This is a genomic window from Roseateles sp., assembly GCF_039595295.1.
GTDB lineage: Bacteria > Pseudomonadota > Gammaproteobacteria > Burkholderiales > Burkholderiaceae_C > Roseateles.
On the sequence record NZ_JBCNLU010000062.1, the window covers coordinates 1 to 13,600 of the forward strand.

The 13,600-nt window shown below is 64.0% G+C and carries 18 protein-coding genes and 2 pseudogenes; 14 read left to right on the top strand and 6 right to left on the bottom strand.

Translation table 11 applies throughout. The annotated features are described in order from the left end of the window. Positions 1–269 (top strand): hypothetical protein (locus ABDW59_RS23465; RefSeq protein WP_343633714.1); only part of this gene is annotated, 269 nt, incomplete at its 5' end. 66 nt (positions 270–335) lie between these two features. On the opposite strand, the gene ABDW59_RS23470 is transcribed toward ABDW59_RS23465, so the two are convergent. Both ABDW59_RS23470 and ABDW59_RS23475 read right to left on the bottom strand, forming a co-directional pair. After that, positions 336–644, bottom strand: a complete 309-nt coding sequence (locus ABDW59_RS23470; protein ID WP_343633716.1) for a hypothetical protein — start codon at positions 642–644, stop codon at positions 336–338. A gap of 1,256 nt (positions 645–1,900) precedes the next feature. Then, a pseudogene (locus tag ABDW59_RS23475) lies at positions 1,901–2,044 on the bottom strand (Arc family DNA-binding protein); the annotation flags it as partial. A 227-nt stretch (positions 2,045–2,271) separates the two neighbouring features. Here ABDW59_RS23475 and ABDW59_RS23480 point away from each other — a divergent pair. The 7 genes from ABDW59_RS23480 to ABDW59_RS23510 are packed head-to-tail and all read left to right on the top strand — an operon-like array spanning position 2,272 to position 6,235. Continuing rightward, positions 2,272–2,451: a hypothetical protein gene (locus ABDW59_RS23480; protein WP_343633718.1), complete on the top strand. Its 180-nt coding sequence runs from the start codon at positions 2,272–2,274 to the stop codon at positions 2,449–2,451. Positions 2,452–2,460: 9 nt separating this feature from the next. Then, entirely contained in the window at positions 2,461–3,504 is a 1,044-nt protein-coding gene (locus tag ABDW59_RS23485) for a hypothetical protein (RefSeq protein ID WP_343633720.1), read from the top strand. Then, positions 3,501–3,827 carry a hypothetical protein gene (locus tag ABDW59_RS23490; protein WP_343633722.1) on the top strand — a complete coding sequence of 109 codons (327 nt, stop codon included), beginning with the start codon at positions 3,501–3,503 and terminating at the stop codon, positions 3,825–3,827. Before ABDW59_RS23485 ends, ABDW59_RS23490 begins: the two co-directional genes overlap by 4 nt. 23 nt (positions 3,828–3,850) lie before the next feature. Beyond that, positions 3,851–4,084, top strand: a complete 234-nt coding sequence (locus ABDW59_RS23495; RefSeq protein WP_343633724.1) for a hypothetical protein — start codon at positions 3,851–3,853, stop codon at positions 4,082–4,084. Further along, positions 4,084–4,941 carry a hypothetical protein gene (locus tag ABDW59_RS23500; protein WP_343633726.1) on the top strand — a complete coding sequence of 286 codons (858 nt, stop codon included), beginning with the start codon at positions 4,084–4,086 and terminating at the stop codon, positions 4,939–4,941. Before ABDW59_RS23495 ends, ABDW59_RS23500 begins: the two co-directional genes overlap by 1 nt. After that, the gene (locus tag ABDW59_RS23505) at positions 4,938–5,276 is read left to right on the top strand and encodes a hypothetical protein (RefSeq protein WP_343633728.1); all 339 of its coding nucleotides are present in this window, start codon (positions 4,938–4,940) and stop codon (positions 5,274–5,276) included. The genes ABDW59_RS23500 and ABDW59_RS23505 overlap by 4 nt, the downstream gene beginning before the upstream one ends. Beyond that, on the top strand, positions 5,261–6,235 hold the full coding sequence (locus ABDW59_RS23510; protein WP_343633730.1) for a DnaB-like helicase C-terminal domain-containing protein: 975 nt from the start codon (positions 5,261–5,263) through the stop codon (positions 6,233–6,235). Before ABDW59_RS23505 ends, ABDW59_RS23510 begins: the two co-directional genes overlap by 16 nt. A 40-nt stretch (positions 6,236–6,275) precedes the next feature. On the opposite strand, the gene ABDW59_RS23515 is transcribed toward ABDW59_RS23510, so the two are convergent. Both ABDW59_RS23515 and ABDW59_RS23520 read right to left on the bottom strand, forming a co-directional pair. Continuing rightward, positions 6,276–6,743, bottom strand: coding sequence for a DUF6714 family protein (locus ABDW59_RS23515; RefSeq protein ID WP_343633732.1), 468 nt, complete (start codon positions 6,741–6,743; stop codon positions 6,276–6,278). Between the two features lie 80 nt (positions 6,744–6,823). Then, positions 6,824–6,919: pseudogene (locus tag ABDW59_RS23520) on the bottom strand (transposase domain-containing protein); the annotation flags it as partial. Here ABDW59_RS23520 and ABDW59_RS23525 point away from each other — a divergent pair. From ABDW59_RS23525 to terL, 4 genes are read left to right on the top strand one after another with little or no spacing between them, the layout of a single operon-like run. Continuing rightward, positions 6,896–7,282: a recombination protein NinG gene (locus ABDW59_RS23525; protein WP_343633734.1), complete on the top strand. Its 387-nt coding sequence runs from the start codon at positions 6,896–6,898 to the stop codon at positions 7,280–7,282. The pseudogene ABDW59_RS23520 and the gene ABDW59_RS23525 sit on opposite strands and share 24 nt — an antisense overlap. A gap of 52 nt (positions 7,283–7,334) precedes the next feature. Further along, positions 7,335–7,862, top strand: coding sequence for a hypothetical protein (locus ABDW59_RS23530; protein WP_343633736.1), 528 nt, complete (start codon positions 7,335–7,337; stop codon positions 7,860–7,862). Then, the gene (locus tag ABDW59_RS23535; protein ID WP_343633738.1) at positions 7,841–8,407 is read left to right on the top strand and encodes a Hin recombinase; all 567 of its coding nucleotides are present in this window, start codon (positions 7,841–7,843) and stop codon (positions 8,405–8,407) included. Before ABDW59_RS23530 ends, ABDW59_RS23535 begins: the two co-directional genes overlap by 22 nt. Next, complete coding sequence (gene terL, locus ABDW59_RS23540; RefSeq protein WP_343633740.1) at positions 8,391–9,806, top strand: phage terminase large subunit; 1,416 nt, start codon at positions 8,391–8,393, stop codon at positions 9,804–9,806. The genes ABDW59_RS23535 and terL overlap by 17 nt, the downstream gene beginning before the upstream one ends. Before the next feature lie 9 nt (positions 9,807–9,815). Here the strand turns inward: terL and ABDW59_RS23545 are convergent, their stop codons facing one another. Beyond that, positions 9,816–10,367, bottom strand: coding sequence for a hypothetical protein (locus ABDW59_RS23545; RefSeq protein ID WP_343633742.1), 552 nt, complete (start codon positions 10,365–10,367; stop codon positions 9,816–9,818). A gap of 48 nt (positions 10,368–10,415) precedes the next feature. On the opposite strand from ABDW59_RS23545, the gene ABDW59_RS23550 reads away from it, so the two are divergent. Together ABDW59_RS23550 and ABDW59_RS23555 are read left to right on the top strand one after the other, a co-directional pair. Beyond that, a complete protein-coding gene (locus tag ABDW59_RS23550) occupies positions 10,416–11,843 on the top strand; it encodes a phage portal protein (RefSeq protein ID WP_343633744.1) in 1,428 nt (475 codons plus the stop codon). Then, a complete protein-coding gene (locus ABDW59_RS23555) occupies positions 11,840–12,757 on the top strand; it encodes a phage minor head protein (protein ID WP_343633746.1) in 918 nt (305 codons plus the stop codon). Before ABDW59_RS23550 ends, ABDW59_RS23555 begins: the two co-directional genes overlap by 4 nt. On the opposite strand, the gene ABDW59_RS23560 is transcribed toward ABDW59_RS23555, so the two are convergent. Then, complete coding sequence (locus ABDW59_RS23560; RefSeq protein ID WP_343633748.1) at positions 12,708–13,412, bottom strand: hypothetical protein; 705 nt, start codon at positions 13,410–13,412, stop codon at positions 12,708–12,710. The genes ABDW59_RS23555 and ABDW59_RS23560 overlap by 50 nt on opposite strands. Between the last annotated feature and the right edge of the window lie 188 nt (positions 13,413–13,600).

Below are 13,600 nucleotides of genomic sequence, written 5' to 3' on the forward strand. Positions count from 1 at the left end.
TGGAGCAGGTGAGCGAGGAAGTCGCCACCGCCATGCGAGCGAAGTTCGTGGTCGGCAGCGTGGAGCGGTTCGAGTCCGCTGAGCGGGTGAAGTTCAGCGCCGTGAGCAAGTCCGGCGGTTACCCGGACGACGGGCTGGACGAGGACAACACCTTCGCGAAGTGGTCGCCCTCGGCCAGTTGCGAGATCCTGATCACCAACCCCGCGTTGCACGGCAAGTTCACCCCGGGGCAGAAGTTCTACGTGGACTTCACGCCGGCCGCCGGCTGACCTGCCGCACCGCCGCGACCCGCAGGGCACCGCGCGCAACGCCGGGGCGCACTGTCATGCCAAGGGTTAGGTGCAGCTGATGTTCACTCCGCCCTCGATCTGGACGTCGACCCAAGCGCCAGATAGGTTGTAGATCACGACATCGTTGACCTTGGGGCCGACTCCCGCCACGGTGTTTACCGATTGCGACTTGCGGGTGCCGAAGTCGTTGTGAGACCAGGTGAACGAGATGGAGCAGTTGTAGCTGCGGTCATCCGGGTTACTCGCGATGATCAATACGCCGCTTTTTTGCACGGCTACGCGGGTGGAAGGTGCAGCGAGTACAGGGAGTGCCGCTAACAACATACCTGCGGCGACAAGACGGACAGGGCTCATTTTGAACTCCTGAAAAGAAACACAAGGACACGCGCCGCACGTGGGCGCGGGCGGTGAATCACTTCTTGGGATCGCTTTTGATGGTGGCCTCGGGGCACTTCACTTTCTTCTCCTTGCAGTCGCAGTAGGGAGCGGAACCCGCCGGACAGGTTTTGGTGTCCACCACCTTCCCGTCGCACGTGCAAGTCGTTGGCTGGTCCTTTGAGACCGCGGGAAGTGAGGCCGAAAGGAGAACGCCGAAAGTCAACGCAGTGAATCGTCCAAACATCAGATCCTCCGACTCGCCGCCGCAATCAGGATGTTGCGCCGGCCGGCGGCATCCGCTCAGCGCACTGGAGTTTGCTGCGTGCGGTGATCACGGCACATCCACAAGTCTGATGAGCGCCGCAATGGCAGTTGGTGGCGTGGGTGCGGGCCGCTATTGCTTCAACGCGTGGGATCCGCTTATCGGGATCGACGCAATTTGGTGGGATCCAAGGGAAGGGTCTTCAAATCCGCGTGAGGCGCTGGAGCGAAACGATACTTTTGGGCGCCAATAGCCTAGCCAATTCGCCACGCTGCTGGCCTTCGCGGCGTTCACGCGATCGCCCTTGCCGCCGCCCCCTCACATGCGCCCGCCTGACGGGGACCAAGATTTAACCCGCGCACCATGCAGAACGAACAAGGCCCGCCCGGCACATGCCGGCGGGCCTTGTCGCTCTTGCCTCCGACGAGGGGAATCAGACCGCGGTGTCAGGATCGTCTGGGGCCTCGTGCCTCAAACGCCGGAACCTTTGACGGTCTTGGCGTCAAGCTCGGCGCCCCCGTGGGGCCGCAGTTTCTCGGGCGGGTTCCTTTGGAGCATCTGGTGTTCCGTATTCGTCCTTAAGCACAGACATGCCGCGGAAGGCCCTGTCAGTTTCGGCTAGCGCTTGGTCGACCGGAATGCCATAGAGCTTTGCGCGTCGCTCCACGGTCTCTCGCACTGTGGACAACGCTTCCGCCACGACTTCCTTGTGATGCTCGGTCATCCCCGGAATTGACCTTGTGAAGTCGAGGCGGATGCGCCCAGCGCTCCAGCGCGCAAGTTCCCCAATATCTCGACACCGCTCCACCAAGAGCTCTCTCGACCCGTGTTGCCCCATCTGCTCGACTTGCATTGCAAGCATCAGAAGGTCGCCCCGAATCTGGATCGTTTCCGCGATCAGGTCCCAGATGAGGTGGTCCTTCAACGTTAGGTCCAGCGTGTTGATCTCAGAGCGCAACTGCGTCGTGTAGGACTCCGATATACGAGCCACGATCTCTGCGTTCATGCTGCGGCCAGCCTGCTTGGCGAACTCTGCAATGCGCTCGCGCATGCCTTCTGGCAGTCGTAGAACGAACTTGTCAGCTGCGTCCGACGGGTAGGGCTTCTTGTCCATGTTCTTCCCAGTGTAGGCGGCGGGAATGCTAACGGCGTGGTTGCGCCACGAATGTGCTTGCGTTAAATGATGGCGAGTCGCTATCATTCTGGTGTGGCGACTCGCCATCATGGCGGCGGCATCCGGCATGTCTGAGCCCTTTGGGCTCTCTCGTGAACCTTCAAGGCGGGCCATGCCGGGCTCGAACGAGAGAGCCCAAAGGGCTTTTTTCCATCCGGAGGACCGACATGTCGAACAGCACCCGGCGAAAGCAGGCCAAGCGCCGCCCGGCGCCGATCTTCACCACCGCCCAGATCGCCGAGATCGAGACGAGGGCACTGCGTGACCTCGCCGCCATCGAGGCGGTGACCGCGGCGCTGCAGCGCTCGAAGCCGCTCCGGCGCCCCCTGACTTCCCAACCAGCCTGAAAGGCGATCATGAACGAGTCCACGATCATCAAACCCACCATCGGGCGGCGCGTCAGGTTCTGGCCGCCGAAGGACGCTGCCAAGGCCAGCTTCGCCTATGCCGATCCGAAGCAGCCCTGCGACGCCGGCATCGCCTACGTCCACAGCGACAAGATGATCAACATCACTGTCGCGGATCAGAACGGCAACACGCACGCGCGTACGTCCGTGCCGCTGATCCAGGCCGGCGAGGCGAAGGCTTACGGCGACGGCGCGAGCGCTACTGGCGCTGCGCCGCTGCCCGACGGATCGCCCCTGGCCGATCGGCGGGCCTGGCCCATGTCGCGCGGCGATTACTTCCACCTCTTGAGCGCCGTCGCCGCGCGCCAGCAGATCACTGCCTGGTTGGACGCTTCCACGGCGTCCTTGTCCAGCTGTTCCACGATCGCCGCGAACAGTGAGCGCAGCTTTGTTTTGGCCCACCGACTGTGGTTCTTCATCTGTTCCTTCTCTGCGCCCTCATGGGGGCGCCTGCTCGTGAGGCCTCTGCAAGGCCGACTCCCCCTGGCGGGGGCGGATCGGGTTGGGCGTCCCCATGAGGCCGTTGGCTTCAACCGTTTCTCAACAGCAGCGATGGGAGTCGCAACCATGGATCGCAGTTTCATCCTCACCAACACGAAAGCTCAAGACACGTCTGGAAAGGTGCCGACAGGACCAGCTGGCTTAGATGTCGTGACGGAGCTGCCGCCGCTGCAGCTCGCGGATCCGCAGTTCATCCGGCATTGCAGTTGGGACGGTGCGCTGCGCTACGCAGTGCAGCGATCCGGTGCTGACGACTACGAGGTCGCCGACGACATCCCGGTGAGCCACGGCTACATGTCCAAGATCCTGAAGGGCACCGCGGGGCTGCATGGCCAGAAGCTGGTGACCTTCATGCGGCGCACGCGGTCGCTGGCTCCCCTGCAATGGATCGCCGAGCAGATCGGCGCGGAGGTCGTGCTGCGCGATCGCCGAGCGGCTGAGGTCGCCGAGCTTCGCGCGCGGATTTCCCAGCTCCAAGGAGAACGGGCATGAACGTCACCTATCGCACTACCGCTGACGATGGCCAGCTGAACTTGGTGGCCACAGGCGAGATCCCCTTCGTGCCGCCCGTCGGGATGCACATCCGCGTCTTTGATGGCGCCGAACTCGAGAAGGTGGCTTTCGTCAGTTGGTCGGCGACAAGCCCCGATTCATTGGACGTCTGGTTCGACGACGACGTTGCGCCGGAAGACCTTGCGATGTTCATCCAGCAGGGATGGAAGGTTGAGACGTATCCGGCCAACGGTGACGCCGCCTCCGACCAAGTAGAGGGCGGCAACGCTGAGCCAGTGGCCGTTCCAAGGATGGCAGCCTGAACGTCCCAACAAGGAGAGACGACATGAACCCTTTGAAGAGAATCGAGTGGCCGCAGCGGCCGAGTGAATTGAAGCAGGGCGTGAGAGCGGTCGCAACCGCCGACGCCATGAACGATGAGGAGGGCGGCACTGGCCGTGCGCACCCATGGGCCGAGTACTCGCACCAATCTGCCGCCTGGCTGCACAGTAATCCGACTGCGAGTAGCGAGGAGATCGAAGCGGCCAACCGGGCTATCGCGGCGCAGCTGGGGCTGTAATGCGTGAGTACTCGAAGATCGCTCCGACGTTCTGGACCGGCAAGACCGGCAAGGCGATCAAGCTGCGTGGCATGGAGGCCGTCGTGATGGCGACCTACCTCATGTCCTCCCCTCACTCCAACATGCTCGGCCTGTTCTACCAGCCCTTGCTGTACGCCGCTCACGAAACTGGGTTGGGCATCGAAGGGGCTTCGAAGGGGCTTCGAGGGTGCATTGAAGCGGAGTTCTGCTCCTTCGATGAGGCTTCAGAGATGGTGTGGGTGCACGAAATGGCCCTCTACCAGATCGCGGAGTCCCTTTCTGAAGCAGACAAACGCTGCAAGGGCATCCAACGCGACTACGACGCCCTGCCAGATTGCCCCTTCCTCGCGCCTTTCTTCGACCGCTATCAGAGGGCGTTCCACCTGGTCTGCCGCCGCGGCGGAGACGTGTCTGCTGGCCCTTCAGAGCAAGCCCCTTCGAAGCCCCTTCGATGCCAGGAGCAGGAGCAGGAGCAGGAGCAGGAGCAGGAATGTGGAGTGTCCGGCGTTTCGAGTCACCCCCTTCGCTCGACATCTGTCCAGTCCGCAGGAGAGCTTCAACCCGGCTTCATCGCGTTCTGGAGCGCTTGGCCGAAGTCGACGCGAAAAGGCGGGAAGTCGGACTGCCACAAGGTGTGGAAGAAGCGTCAGTGCGAGCCCTTCGCCGAGCAGATCGTCGCCCACGTCGAGTTCATGAAGACCTCGGATGACTGGCGGAAGGAGGGCGGCAACTACATCCCGGCTCCGCTCGTCTACCTCAACAACGGACGATGGGACGGGGCCGAGATCGACGCGTCTAACGACCGCAGCTACGCCCCGCTCCAGCACGCGATATGAAGGGCCTCACCCAGCTCATCGAGACTCGTCGCCGCGGCTTCAAGCCGGCGCACGTTGTCATTCAAGACGACGACTTCGATCCGCTCATGCCCCACTGGATGCAGGTCGAAGCGCGCGATATCCCGGAGCGTACGGACCTCCGAGCGGTCGTCGGATGTTGGGTGACGGTAAACGGACGTGATGTGGAGCAGGTGAAGCGGTGGGCCACCGCTGCAATGGCGGCGGGGGCGTCGACAGTGATCGCCGCCGCGTTCCATCGCGTTGGCTCGCGAGCGGAGCCTAGCTGCTTCGATGTGTTGCGGCTCCACGGGGAGGATCTGTGCACTACAACCTGATTCCCGACGACATCGATTGGGAAGCCTACCGTCGCGAGACCGAGGCATCTGCGCACGTGCTTCCGGCCAGCGCCTTCCTGGCATCTCTCATAGAGAGCATCGGGAAGCCGACGAAGAAGAAGGCCGTGGCCTACCTGCCATGGCACAAGACTCACAAGCTGATCCAGTTCCGCGGAGGCGAGGTCAGCCTCTGGGCCGGCGTGAACGGACACGGAAAGTCGATGGTGCTGGGGGAAGTGATCACGTCGATGCTGGTGCAGTCATGGAAGGCGGCCATTGCGAGCTTCGAGATGAAGCCTGAGGCGTCTCTGAATCGCATGGTCCAGCAGTTCGCCGGCCTGGACACTGACCCTGAGGACGTCCCAGCCGAACTTGTGGAGGCTACTCGCGACGTCTACGAGCAGTTCCAGGCGCTTTGCGATGAAAGGCTCTGGTTCTACGACCAGCAGGGGACCGTCGACGTGGACCGCGTTGTCTCCGTGACGCGCTACTGCTTCCGCGAGCTTGGCATCAAGCACATGGTCATCGACTCACTGATGAAGTGCGTGAAAAACGACGACGACTACAACGGCCAGAAGGTCCTGGTCGATGAGCTCTGCGCGCTGGCCCGAGATTACGACGCACATGTCCACCTCGTGCATCACATGCGAAAGGGCGACAAGGAGACGACCGAACCCGACAAGTCTGACGTGAAGGGGGCCGGCTCCATCGTGGACCAGGTCGACAACCTATTGATCGTCTGGCGTAACAAGCAGAAGGAGTTCGATGCGGAGCGCGGAAAGCTCGTCCTGCCAGACACCGCGGACACGTTCCTCATCTGCCGCAAGCAGCGCAACGGCACTGGCTGGGAGGGAGCCTTCAAGCTCTTCTTCGACAAGGTGTCGAAGCAGTACACCGCCAGCCCTGACTCGTTCCTTGACATGTCCGCATGGCCGCACTCTGAGCTGAATCGTCGATAGGAGACACACGTGAGCGTCAAACCGTAAGCGTCCCGCGAAGTCAGATTGATGCCGGACGGTACAAGGCGCCAGGCGCCCACCATTCCTCAAGTGCTGTCTGAGCTGCTTGCGAGTGCGGCGATGCTTCGCAGAACGCGAGGAGGTCAAGAACCTTGATGACCACCTGCTGCTGATCGGCGCTCAGCGATGAGAGCTGGCCGCGATCTGGTGGCCTTAGGTTCTGGATGAGGGCATCGGTCACATCACTGCCAATGGCGTGATGCTTAGCGGCATGTGCGAGCAAATGGGGCAGGTAGTGACGCCAAGAGGCGCTGTCCAGGTGAGGGAGGCCCAAACGGAACTCACGCAAGTAGTCATCGGTGATTGCATCCGCTAGCGCCGAGTAGGAGGGCTGGTCGGTGTGGTCGTCAACGGCATCGCCTGCGCGCAGGCTCATCGGTGGCGTGGACATCGCCTCGGCTTTGAACGCGGCGAATGTCGAAGTGATGAGTTCTTCCAATTGGTCCATCAGATGTCTTGCGCTGCCTACCCGGCCTCAATTGTGTTGCGTTTCCACCGATGAGGCAGTAGGCCGTCGAGGTCCCTGTTCTACTGAGTCGGTAGCCGCGTCAGCACATCGTGCAGGTAAGCGTAGGGGTCATGCCGGTTTAACTTCTCGGTTTGGCTGAGGCTCATGATGGCCGCAAGCAGACGCGGGCCAAGCTGGAAGCGCTCAAGCCGCTGAAGGAGCTCAAGAAGGAGGCGCAGGCCGCCTTCAACCGCTACATCCGACTGCGGGACCGGCGGGCTGGCCATGGCTGCATCTGCTGTGGCGCGCCCCTGGAGTGGGAGAGCAGCATGCCGGGAGGCACGAAGCGGGACCAGTTCCGCGCCGGCATGGTGGCGCGCTGGGGCGAGGCGGTCGTCGCGGACCTCGAGGGTCCTCACCCCACGCCGCACCTCAAGCACGACGACTACCGCCAGATCCGGGACACCTACAAGCTCAAGGCCCGCGCGCTGGAGAAGGAAGCGGCCAACGACTCCACCCCGTTCAAGCAGATTGCTTGAGCGTCTCCGTAGCATGCCCACGCCATGCGCACCTTGATGCGGGGAGGAGCGAATGGCGCGAGTGCGTAGGAAGCCGGTGCATGTGCTCGCTGGACAGCTGGAGCTGTTCGGCGACTTCGTTGCGCCTGTGCAGCCGGCGGCCAATGAGCCGATCTACCAGCGCCTGGCCCTCGTGCCCGCGGCGACGGTCGACCTGCCGCCGCCCCTGGACCTCACCGACGAGGACCTGGAGGACGCCGAGATCGACGTCGGCCCGCCGGCCTTCACCCACACCCTGGTGCGCGCCGCCGACTGCCAGACCCCGAAGGGACTGGGCCCGGCCAGCGTCTTCTGCCTGGGCGCCGGGGCCGCGCTCGCCAAGCGCCATGGCCGCAGCCGCATGCAGCAGAGCGACACCCCGGTCCACCGGGTGATCGTCCGGGAAGACGGCCGCCTCATCCACCAGTCCATCCGGGTCCAAGAGACCGACGAGTGGAAGGAGAAGGAGGAGCGCCGCCGCGCCCGCCAGAAGCCGCCCAAGCCGCCGAAGCAGAAGTTCAAGACCAAGGGGAGCCGCGTGTGGGCCGACGCTCGAAGCTGACAGACGCCCAGTGGGCAGACATCGAACGGAGGATGCTGGAAGGGGAGGCGGTACGAGCGCTGGCCCGAGAGTTCCAGGTCTCCGAGGCGGCCATTCGCGCGCGCAAATCTACGCAGGTTGAGCAGATCAAAACCGTTGCAAATCAGATAGTTGCAACGGAGCGCGCAATTCAGGCACTCCCGATTCCTGCGCAGATAACTGCGCATAGCCTCGCAGCGAAGTTGCGGGCCATCAGCGACAACCTCGCCAGCGCAGCCCACTACGGCGCGGCGACCGCGCATCGCCTCAACGCCCTGGCCAACTCCGAGGTGGCGAAGATCGATGACGCGGACCCGCTGAAGTCCGGGGATAGCCTGAAGGGCGTCATGGTGCTGAGCCGGCTCGCCAACGACTCGGCGTCGATCGCGCTGAACCTGCTGGCCGCCAACAAGGAATCGGTCCAGAAGATGAACGAGGACGCGCCGCCGCCCCCGACCGTCGATGCGTCAAAGCTCTCCGACGCGGCCCTGGCCGAACTGATGAACGCCCGTGCTGCGGCTCAATGACGAGGACTGGCTCGCCATCGAGCGCGAGCACTGCCGGCGCCGCCTGGGCAACTTCATCCGCCGCGCGTGGCCGGTGCTGGAGCCAGGTCAGCCCTACATCCACGGCTGGCACATGGACGCCATCAGCGAGCACCTGGAGGCGATCACCACGGGGCAGATCAAGAGGCTGCTGATCAACATCCCACCGGGCACCATGAAGTCGATGGCGACCGCGGTGTTCTGGCCGGCCTGGGAGTGGGGCCCGCGAGGCATGCCGTCCATGCGCTTCATCGGCGCGTCGCACGAGGAGAAGCTGGCCATCCGCGACAACGTGAAGATGCGCCGCCTGATCCAGTCCGACTGGTTCCAGGCGCTGTGGCCGATCACGATGGCCGGCGACCAGAACGCCAAGACCTATTTCGAGAACGACAAGACCGGATGGCGGCAGGCCTGCCCGGTCGGTTCCATGACCGGCCGCCGCGGCGACCGCGTGCTCTGGGACGACCCGCACAGCGTCGAGGACGCCCACAGCGAGGCGGCGCTCGAAGAGGCGAACCGTATCTTCCGCGAGACCCTGCCGACCCGCCTCAACAACCCGAAGGACTCGGCCATCCTCATCGTGATGCAGCGCCTGAGCGTCAAGGACGTCTCCGGGGTCATCACGTCCGAGGACATGGGCTATGAGCACCTGTGCCTTCCCATGGAGTACGAGGGCCCGCGCAAGATCACCAGCATCGGCTTCCTGGACCCGCGCAAGGAGAAGGGCGAGCTACTGTTCCCGGAGCGCTTCCCGCGCGAGGTGGTGGAGCGGGACAAGAAGATCATGGGCCCGTACGCGGTGGCTGGCCAGCTGCAGCAGCGCCCGAGCCCGGCGCAGGGTGGCGAGTTCCAGCCCGACATGCTCCAGATCGTGGACGCCATCCCTGCGGGCCCGGTGCGCTGGTGCCGCGGATGGGACCTGGCCGCAACCGAGGGCGCAGGCGACTACACCGTCGGCGCCAAGGTCGGCGCGCTGGCAGATGGCCGATTCATCGTGGCCGGTGTCGTCCGCGAGCAGTTCGCAACTCACAAGCGGGACCAGCTCATCAAGGCGACCTCCAGCGCCGACGGCTGGACGGTGAAGCAGTCGCTGCCGCAGGACCCCGGCCAGGCCGGCAAGGGACAGGCGACGGCCTTCGTGAGCATGCTGGCTGGCCATGACGTGCACACGAGCCTGGAGAGCGGCGACAAGGTCGTCCGCGCCCGCCCGCTGGCCAGCCAGGTCAACGTCGGCAATGTGCTGCTCCTGCGCGGCCCGTGGAACGAAGCGTTCAAGGAGGAGCTCCGCCTGTTCCCGAACGGGCTGCACGACGACCAGGTGGACGCATCGGCGCGCGGCTTCAATCAGTTGCTTCATGCGCCGGTCGGGATCTTCACCTGACGTGCGCCATCATGGTCTGGCTTCGATGTGAGTCTTCTCGCCAACGATCACGAGTACGCCGCTGCCTTCATGAATGGTGCCAAACCTAGCAATGCGCTCAGCGATGGCTGGGTCGCTCTCCACGTCAAGTAGCCACTGCTCTACCGCCCTAAGAACGTCGTTGCAGAAGCTCGCTACATCGAGGTTTAGCACCTCGTTGAAGCGGCTGCAGTGACTCCCGCCGGTGCCGTCTGGCGAGGCAGTGAAGAAGAATCGTTCGAGTGCCTGCTTCGCCGATTGCTCCGACGTTGAAAACTCTCCTTGGTGCAAGTACGCGCACCGTAGCGCGTAGCAGTCGAGTGCTGTCATGTAGACAGTCGTGAAGCCGATCGCGTCGATGCTCCGTGTGTAGGTCGGCAACAGGTATCGGTCGTACCAGACGCTGTATCTCTCCTTGCTGCTGCGCATCTCGGGCGACGTTGCCTTCTGGCATATGTCAGGAAAGGTCAAGGCCAAAGCGAGTGCGGCGTACCAGTTCTTGTCCGCCAGTGCTTGGCGAGTGGCGTCGATCAAATGTCTCATGTCTGCTCCCTTGGAGCGATCGATTCTGCCTTCCTAGCATCCGGCCGCATGGCCGAGATCACCACCAACAGCTACGACGTCGCCCGCGCGCGAGCCGAATACCTCATGCAGTTCGGCGCGGGGCTCGATGCCAAGCGCCCTTCGGCGTGGACCGAGTACGGCTACAAGACACAGCTCGACTTCGATGACTTCCGTCAGGCCTATGAGCGTGGTGGGGCAGGGCATGGGGCGGTGCAGAAGCTGCTGGCGCGCTGCTGGTCGGAGTGGCCCCGCATCAAGAAGCCGGAGGCGGACGACGAGACGCCATGGGAGAAGCAAGTCGCTGCGCTGATCACCGGCATTAAGGGCTGGCAGAAGTTCCAGGGCTTCGACCGCCGCAACCTGATCGGGCGCTATGCCGCGCTGATCTACCGCGTCGCAGACGGCAAGGCCTTGCGCGAACCGTTGGTCAAGGCCACGAAGCTGGTCGACATCGTTCCGCTCTTCGAAGACCAGATCAAGGTGACGGAGTGGTTCTCGGACACCAATGACACCGAGAACTACGGCAAGCCCCGGATGTTCCAGTACCGGACCCGCAGCCCCTCGTCGGTCGGTGATCGAGAGGCGAAGCCGCAGGACTGGGTCGACGTCCACCCGAGCCGCGTCCAGATCCTGGCCGAGGGCTCTGACAGTGACGACTTCTACGAGGGCGTGCCGCTGCTCAAGGCGGGCTTCAATTCGCTGGTCGACATTGAGAAGCTCAGCGGCGGCGGCGCCGAGTCGGCGCTGAAGAACAGCGCGCGGACGATCAAGTTCGAGTACGACGCCGCCGCGGCCCCGCAAGCCATCACGTCCAACCCGGACGGCACGCCGGGCACCAAGACCGTCCGGGAGGTGCACGAGGAGCAGACCCGCAAGCTCAACCGGAGCCAGGACAGCGCAATCGTGATCCAGGGCGGCAAGGCCGACACGCTGCAGACGCAGGTGGCGAACCTGGGTCCGCAGTTCGAGATCGCGGCCAACCTGTTCTCCGCCTCGGTGGGCATCCCCTTCACGATCCTGTTCGGCCAGCAGACCGGCCGGCTGGCCAGCGACGAGGACCAGAAGGAGATGAACGCCCGGGCCGCCGCGCGCCAGCGCAACGAGCTCACCCCCATGCTGACCGAGTTCGTGCGACGCATGCAGGACTGCAACGTGATCGAGGCCGGAGAGTTCGAGATCGAGTGGCCCGACCTCGGCGCCCCGACCGACGAGCAGAAGATCGACAAGGCGGCCAAGATGGCGGTCATGAACAAGACCACCTTCGATGGTGGCGGGACGACGCCGATCTTCGACGAGAACGAGATCCGCAAGGCCGCTGGGTACGAGGAGCGCGACGAAGGGCAGGGCGACGGGTTCAAGGAAGAGACGCCGCCGGCAGAGCCACTCGCTGACCCGCTGGCAAAGCCTGGCACCAAGCCCGCGACGCCGCCCAAGGCTGACCCGGCGGCGAAGTGAACCGCCGCCCGCGCAACCCCATCATCCCGGGCACGCTGACCGAGCGCACCGGGACGCTACCCATCCTGCGGCGCGCCGTGCGGGAGATCAACCGGCGCTTCGATGGGCTCGAGCAGCAGGTGCTGGAGGTCTTCGGGCGGATCCGCACCTACAGCCTGAACGACGCCGCGCGCGCGGTGCTGTACGCGCTGACGCCGGACGAGATGGCGGCCCTCAACGGCGAGCTGCAGGCGGCCCTCGACTACTGGATCGCCACCGGTCGCGAGCGGGCGCAATCCTTCTGGTGGTCGGCATTCGTCAGCGAGGCGAGCCAGCTCGGTACCGCGCAGACTGCGGCGAACCTGACCAACCTGTCCGAGGCTTACGCCGCGGGCAGAAGCCTGGCGACGATCCTGTTCTCGGAGCCCTACCGCAACCGGGTGGGCCTGGCGCAGGTCAAGAGCTACGAGCATTGGACCGGCCAGAGCGCGGCCATCCGCTCGGAACTGGCCCAGATCATCGGCAGCGCGGTCGCGGACGGGCGCAACCCGAAGGACGTGACCACGTTCATCAGCGAGCGCCTAGACGTCTCCCGGTCCAAGGCCAAGGCCTTCGCGCAGACGGACATTACCGACTCACTGCGCCAGGCGCGCTGGGCCGAGAGCGACGCCGCGACCGAGGAGTTCGGCCTGAACATCGCCGAGCTCTGGACGTCGGCCCTGCTGCCCACCACCCGCCCATGGCACGCCAGCCGGCACGGCGAGGTCTACACCACCGCCCAGGTACGCGAGTTCTACAGCCAGCGCGGCAACCGGTACCAGTGCCATTGCTCGCAGACCGAGTGCCTGCTCGATGGCGACGGCAAGCCAATCCTCACGGACAGGCTCAAGGCTGCGATGGCGAAGGAGAAGAAGGACTGGAAGCCTTCTCCTTAGCAAGTACCCTAGCGATAACCAAGCCGTTCCTAGTCAGGCCCGATGCATCGATGAGGGTGGCTTTGTTCATGGCGCCCCATGCCTTTGAGGTGTACGGTGTGGCTCCAGTGATGATCGATTCAATCGCTTTCTTCAGCGCTGCCTCGTCCATTTCTGCGGCTTTCTCCGGGCCAATCCGGTCGATGGCGTACCGAATGGCTCCAATGCCGTCGGCGAGATCGCGATGGTGCGAGGGAGCTTGAGTGCGCTCGTGGGCATGCTCATGAAAGGCTCCGCGGAAGACAGAAGCAGTTGCGAGGTCGGATAGGGATCGAAGCGATTCACTTAGGGCCTCCACCTTCGCCACGGATGCCGGCCGAGCTGGTGAATCGGCGGGAAGCTCCGCCACCTTCGCGGCCTCATCAGCGAGTTGAGTGCCAGTCCTTGCAACGACCGCCTGGACGTCAGCCGCAAACTTTATGCCGGCAAAGCTCTCCACCTTGCCGTTGCGCGCAAGTTTGGCGAGAGACAGGATCAGCCGCCCTAGGTGCTTGCGATACATGATGAGGAACGTGAGGCAGGAGAGCGGCCATAGCGCTCCGGCCTTAACGAACTCAATGACAACCGACGCTGCCGTCAATGCTTCCTTCCACTCGAACACCTGCTCTGCTGGCATGGCTGATCCTCCTGGGGCGCGATCGTATCGCCTCCATAGCATCCGCCGATGCCCCGTCATGCCCAGGGGATCGCCGGAGGCGCGGCAGTCGATGAGGACTCTCTGATGAAACGATCGATCTCGATGATTCTGGTTGCGGCCCTGGCCTTCGGTGCCGCCGCGATGGCGGTGGCGGGCCCGGCCCCGGT

Coding starts and splice junctions, on each gene's coding strand:
- ABDW59_RS23530 (WP_343633736.1), top strand. CDS start 7,335: ATGGCGCGAGTGCGTAGGAAGCCGGTGCATGTGCTCGCTGGACAGCTG.
- ABDW59_RS23470 (WP_343633716.1), bottom strand. CDS start 644: ATGAGCCCTGTCCGTCTTGTCGCCGCAGGTATGTTGTTAGCGGCACTC.
- ABDW59_RS23515 (WP_343633732.1), bottom strand. CDS start 6,743: ATGGACCAATTGGAAGAACTCATCACTTCGACATTCGCCGCGTTCAAA.
- ABDW59_RS23500 (WP_343633726.1), top strand. CDS start 4,084: ATGCGTGAGTACTCGAAGATCGCTCCGACGTTCTGGACCGGCAAGACC.
- ABDW59_RS23480 (WP_343633718.1), top strand. CDS start 2,272: ATGTCGAACAGCACCCGGCGAAAGCAGGCCAAGCGCCGCCCGGCGCCG.
- ABDW59_RS23545 (WP_343633742.1), bottom strand. CDS start 10,367: ATGAGACATTTGATCGACGCCACTCGCCAAGCACTGGCGGACAAGAAC.
- ABDW59_RS23495 (WP_343633724.1), top strand. CDS start 3,851: ATGAACCCTTTGAAGAGAATCGAGTGGCCGCAGCGGCCGAGTGAATTG.
- ABDW59_RS23560 (WP_343633748.1), bottom strand. CDS start 13,412: ATGCCAGCAGAGCAGGTGTTCGAGTGGAAGGAAGCATTGACGGCAGCG.
- ABDW59_RS23505 (WP_343633728.1), top strand. CDS start 4,938: ATGAAGGGCCTCACCCAGCTCATCGAGACTCGTCGCCGCGGCTTCAAG.
- ABDW59_RS23490 (WP_343633722.1), top strand. CDS start 3,501: ATGAACGTCACCTATCGCACTACCGCTGACGATGGCCAGCTGAACTTG.
- ABDW59_RS23550 (WP_343633744.1), top strand. CDS start 10,416: ATGGCCGAGATCACCACCAACAGCTACGACGTCGCCCGCGCGCGAGCC.
- ABDW59_RS23485 (WP_343633720.1), top strand. CDS start 2,461: ATGAACGAGTCCACGATCATCAAACCCACCATCGGGCGGCGCGTCAGG.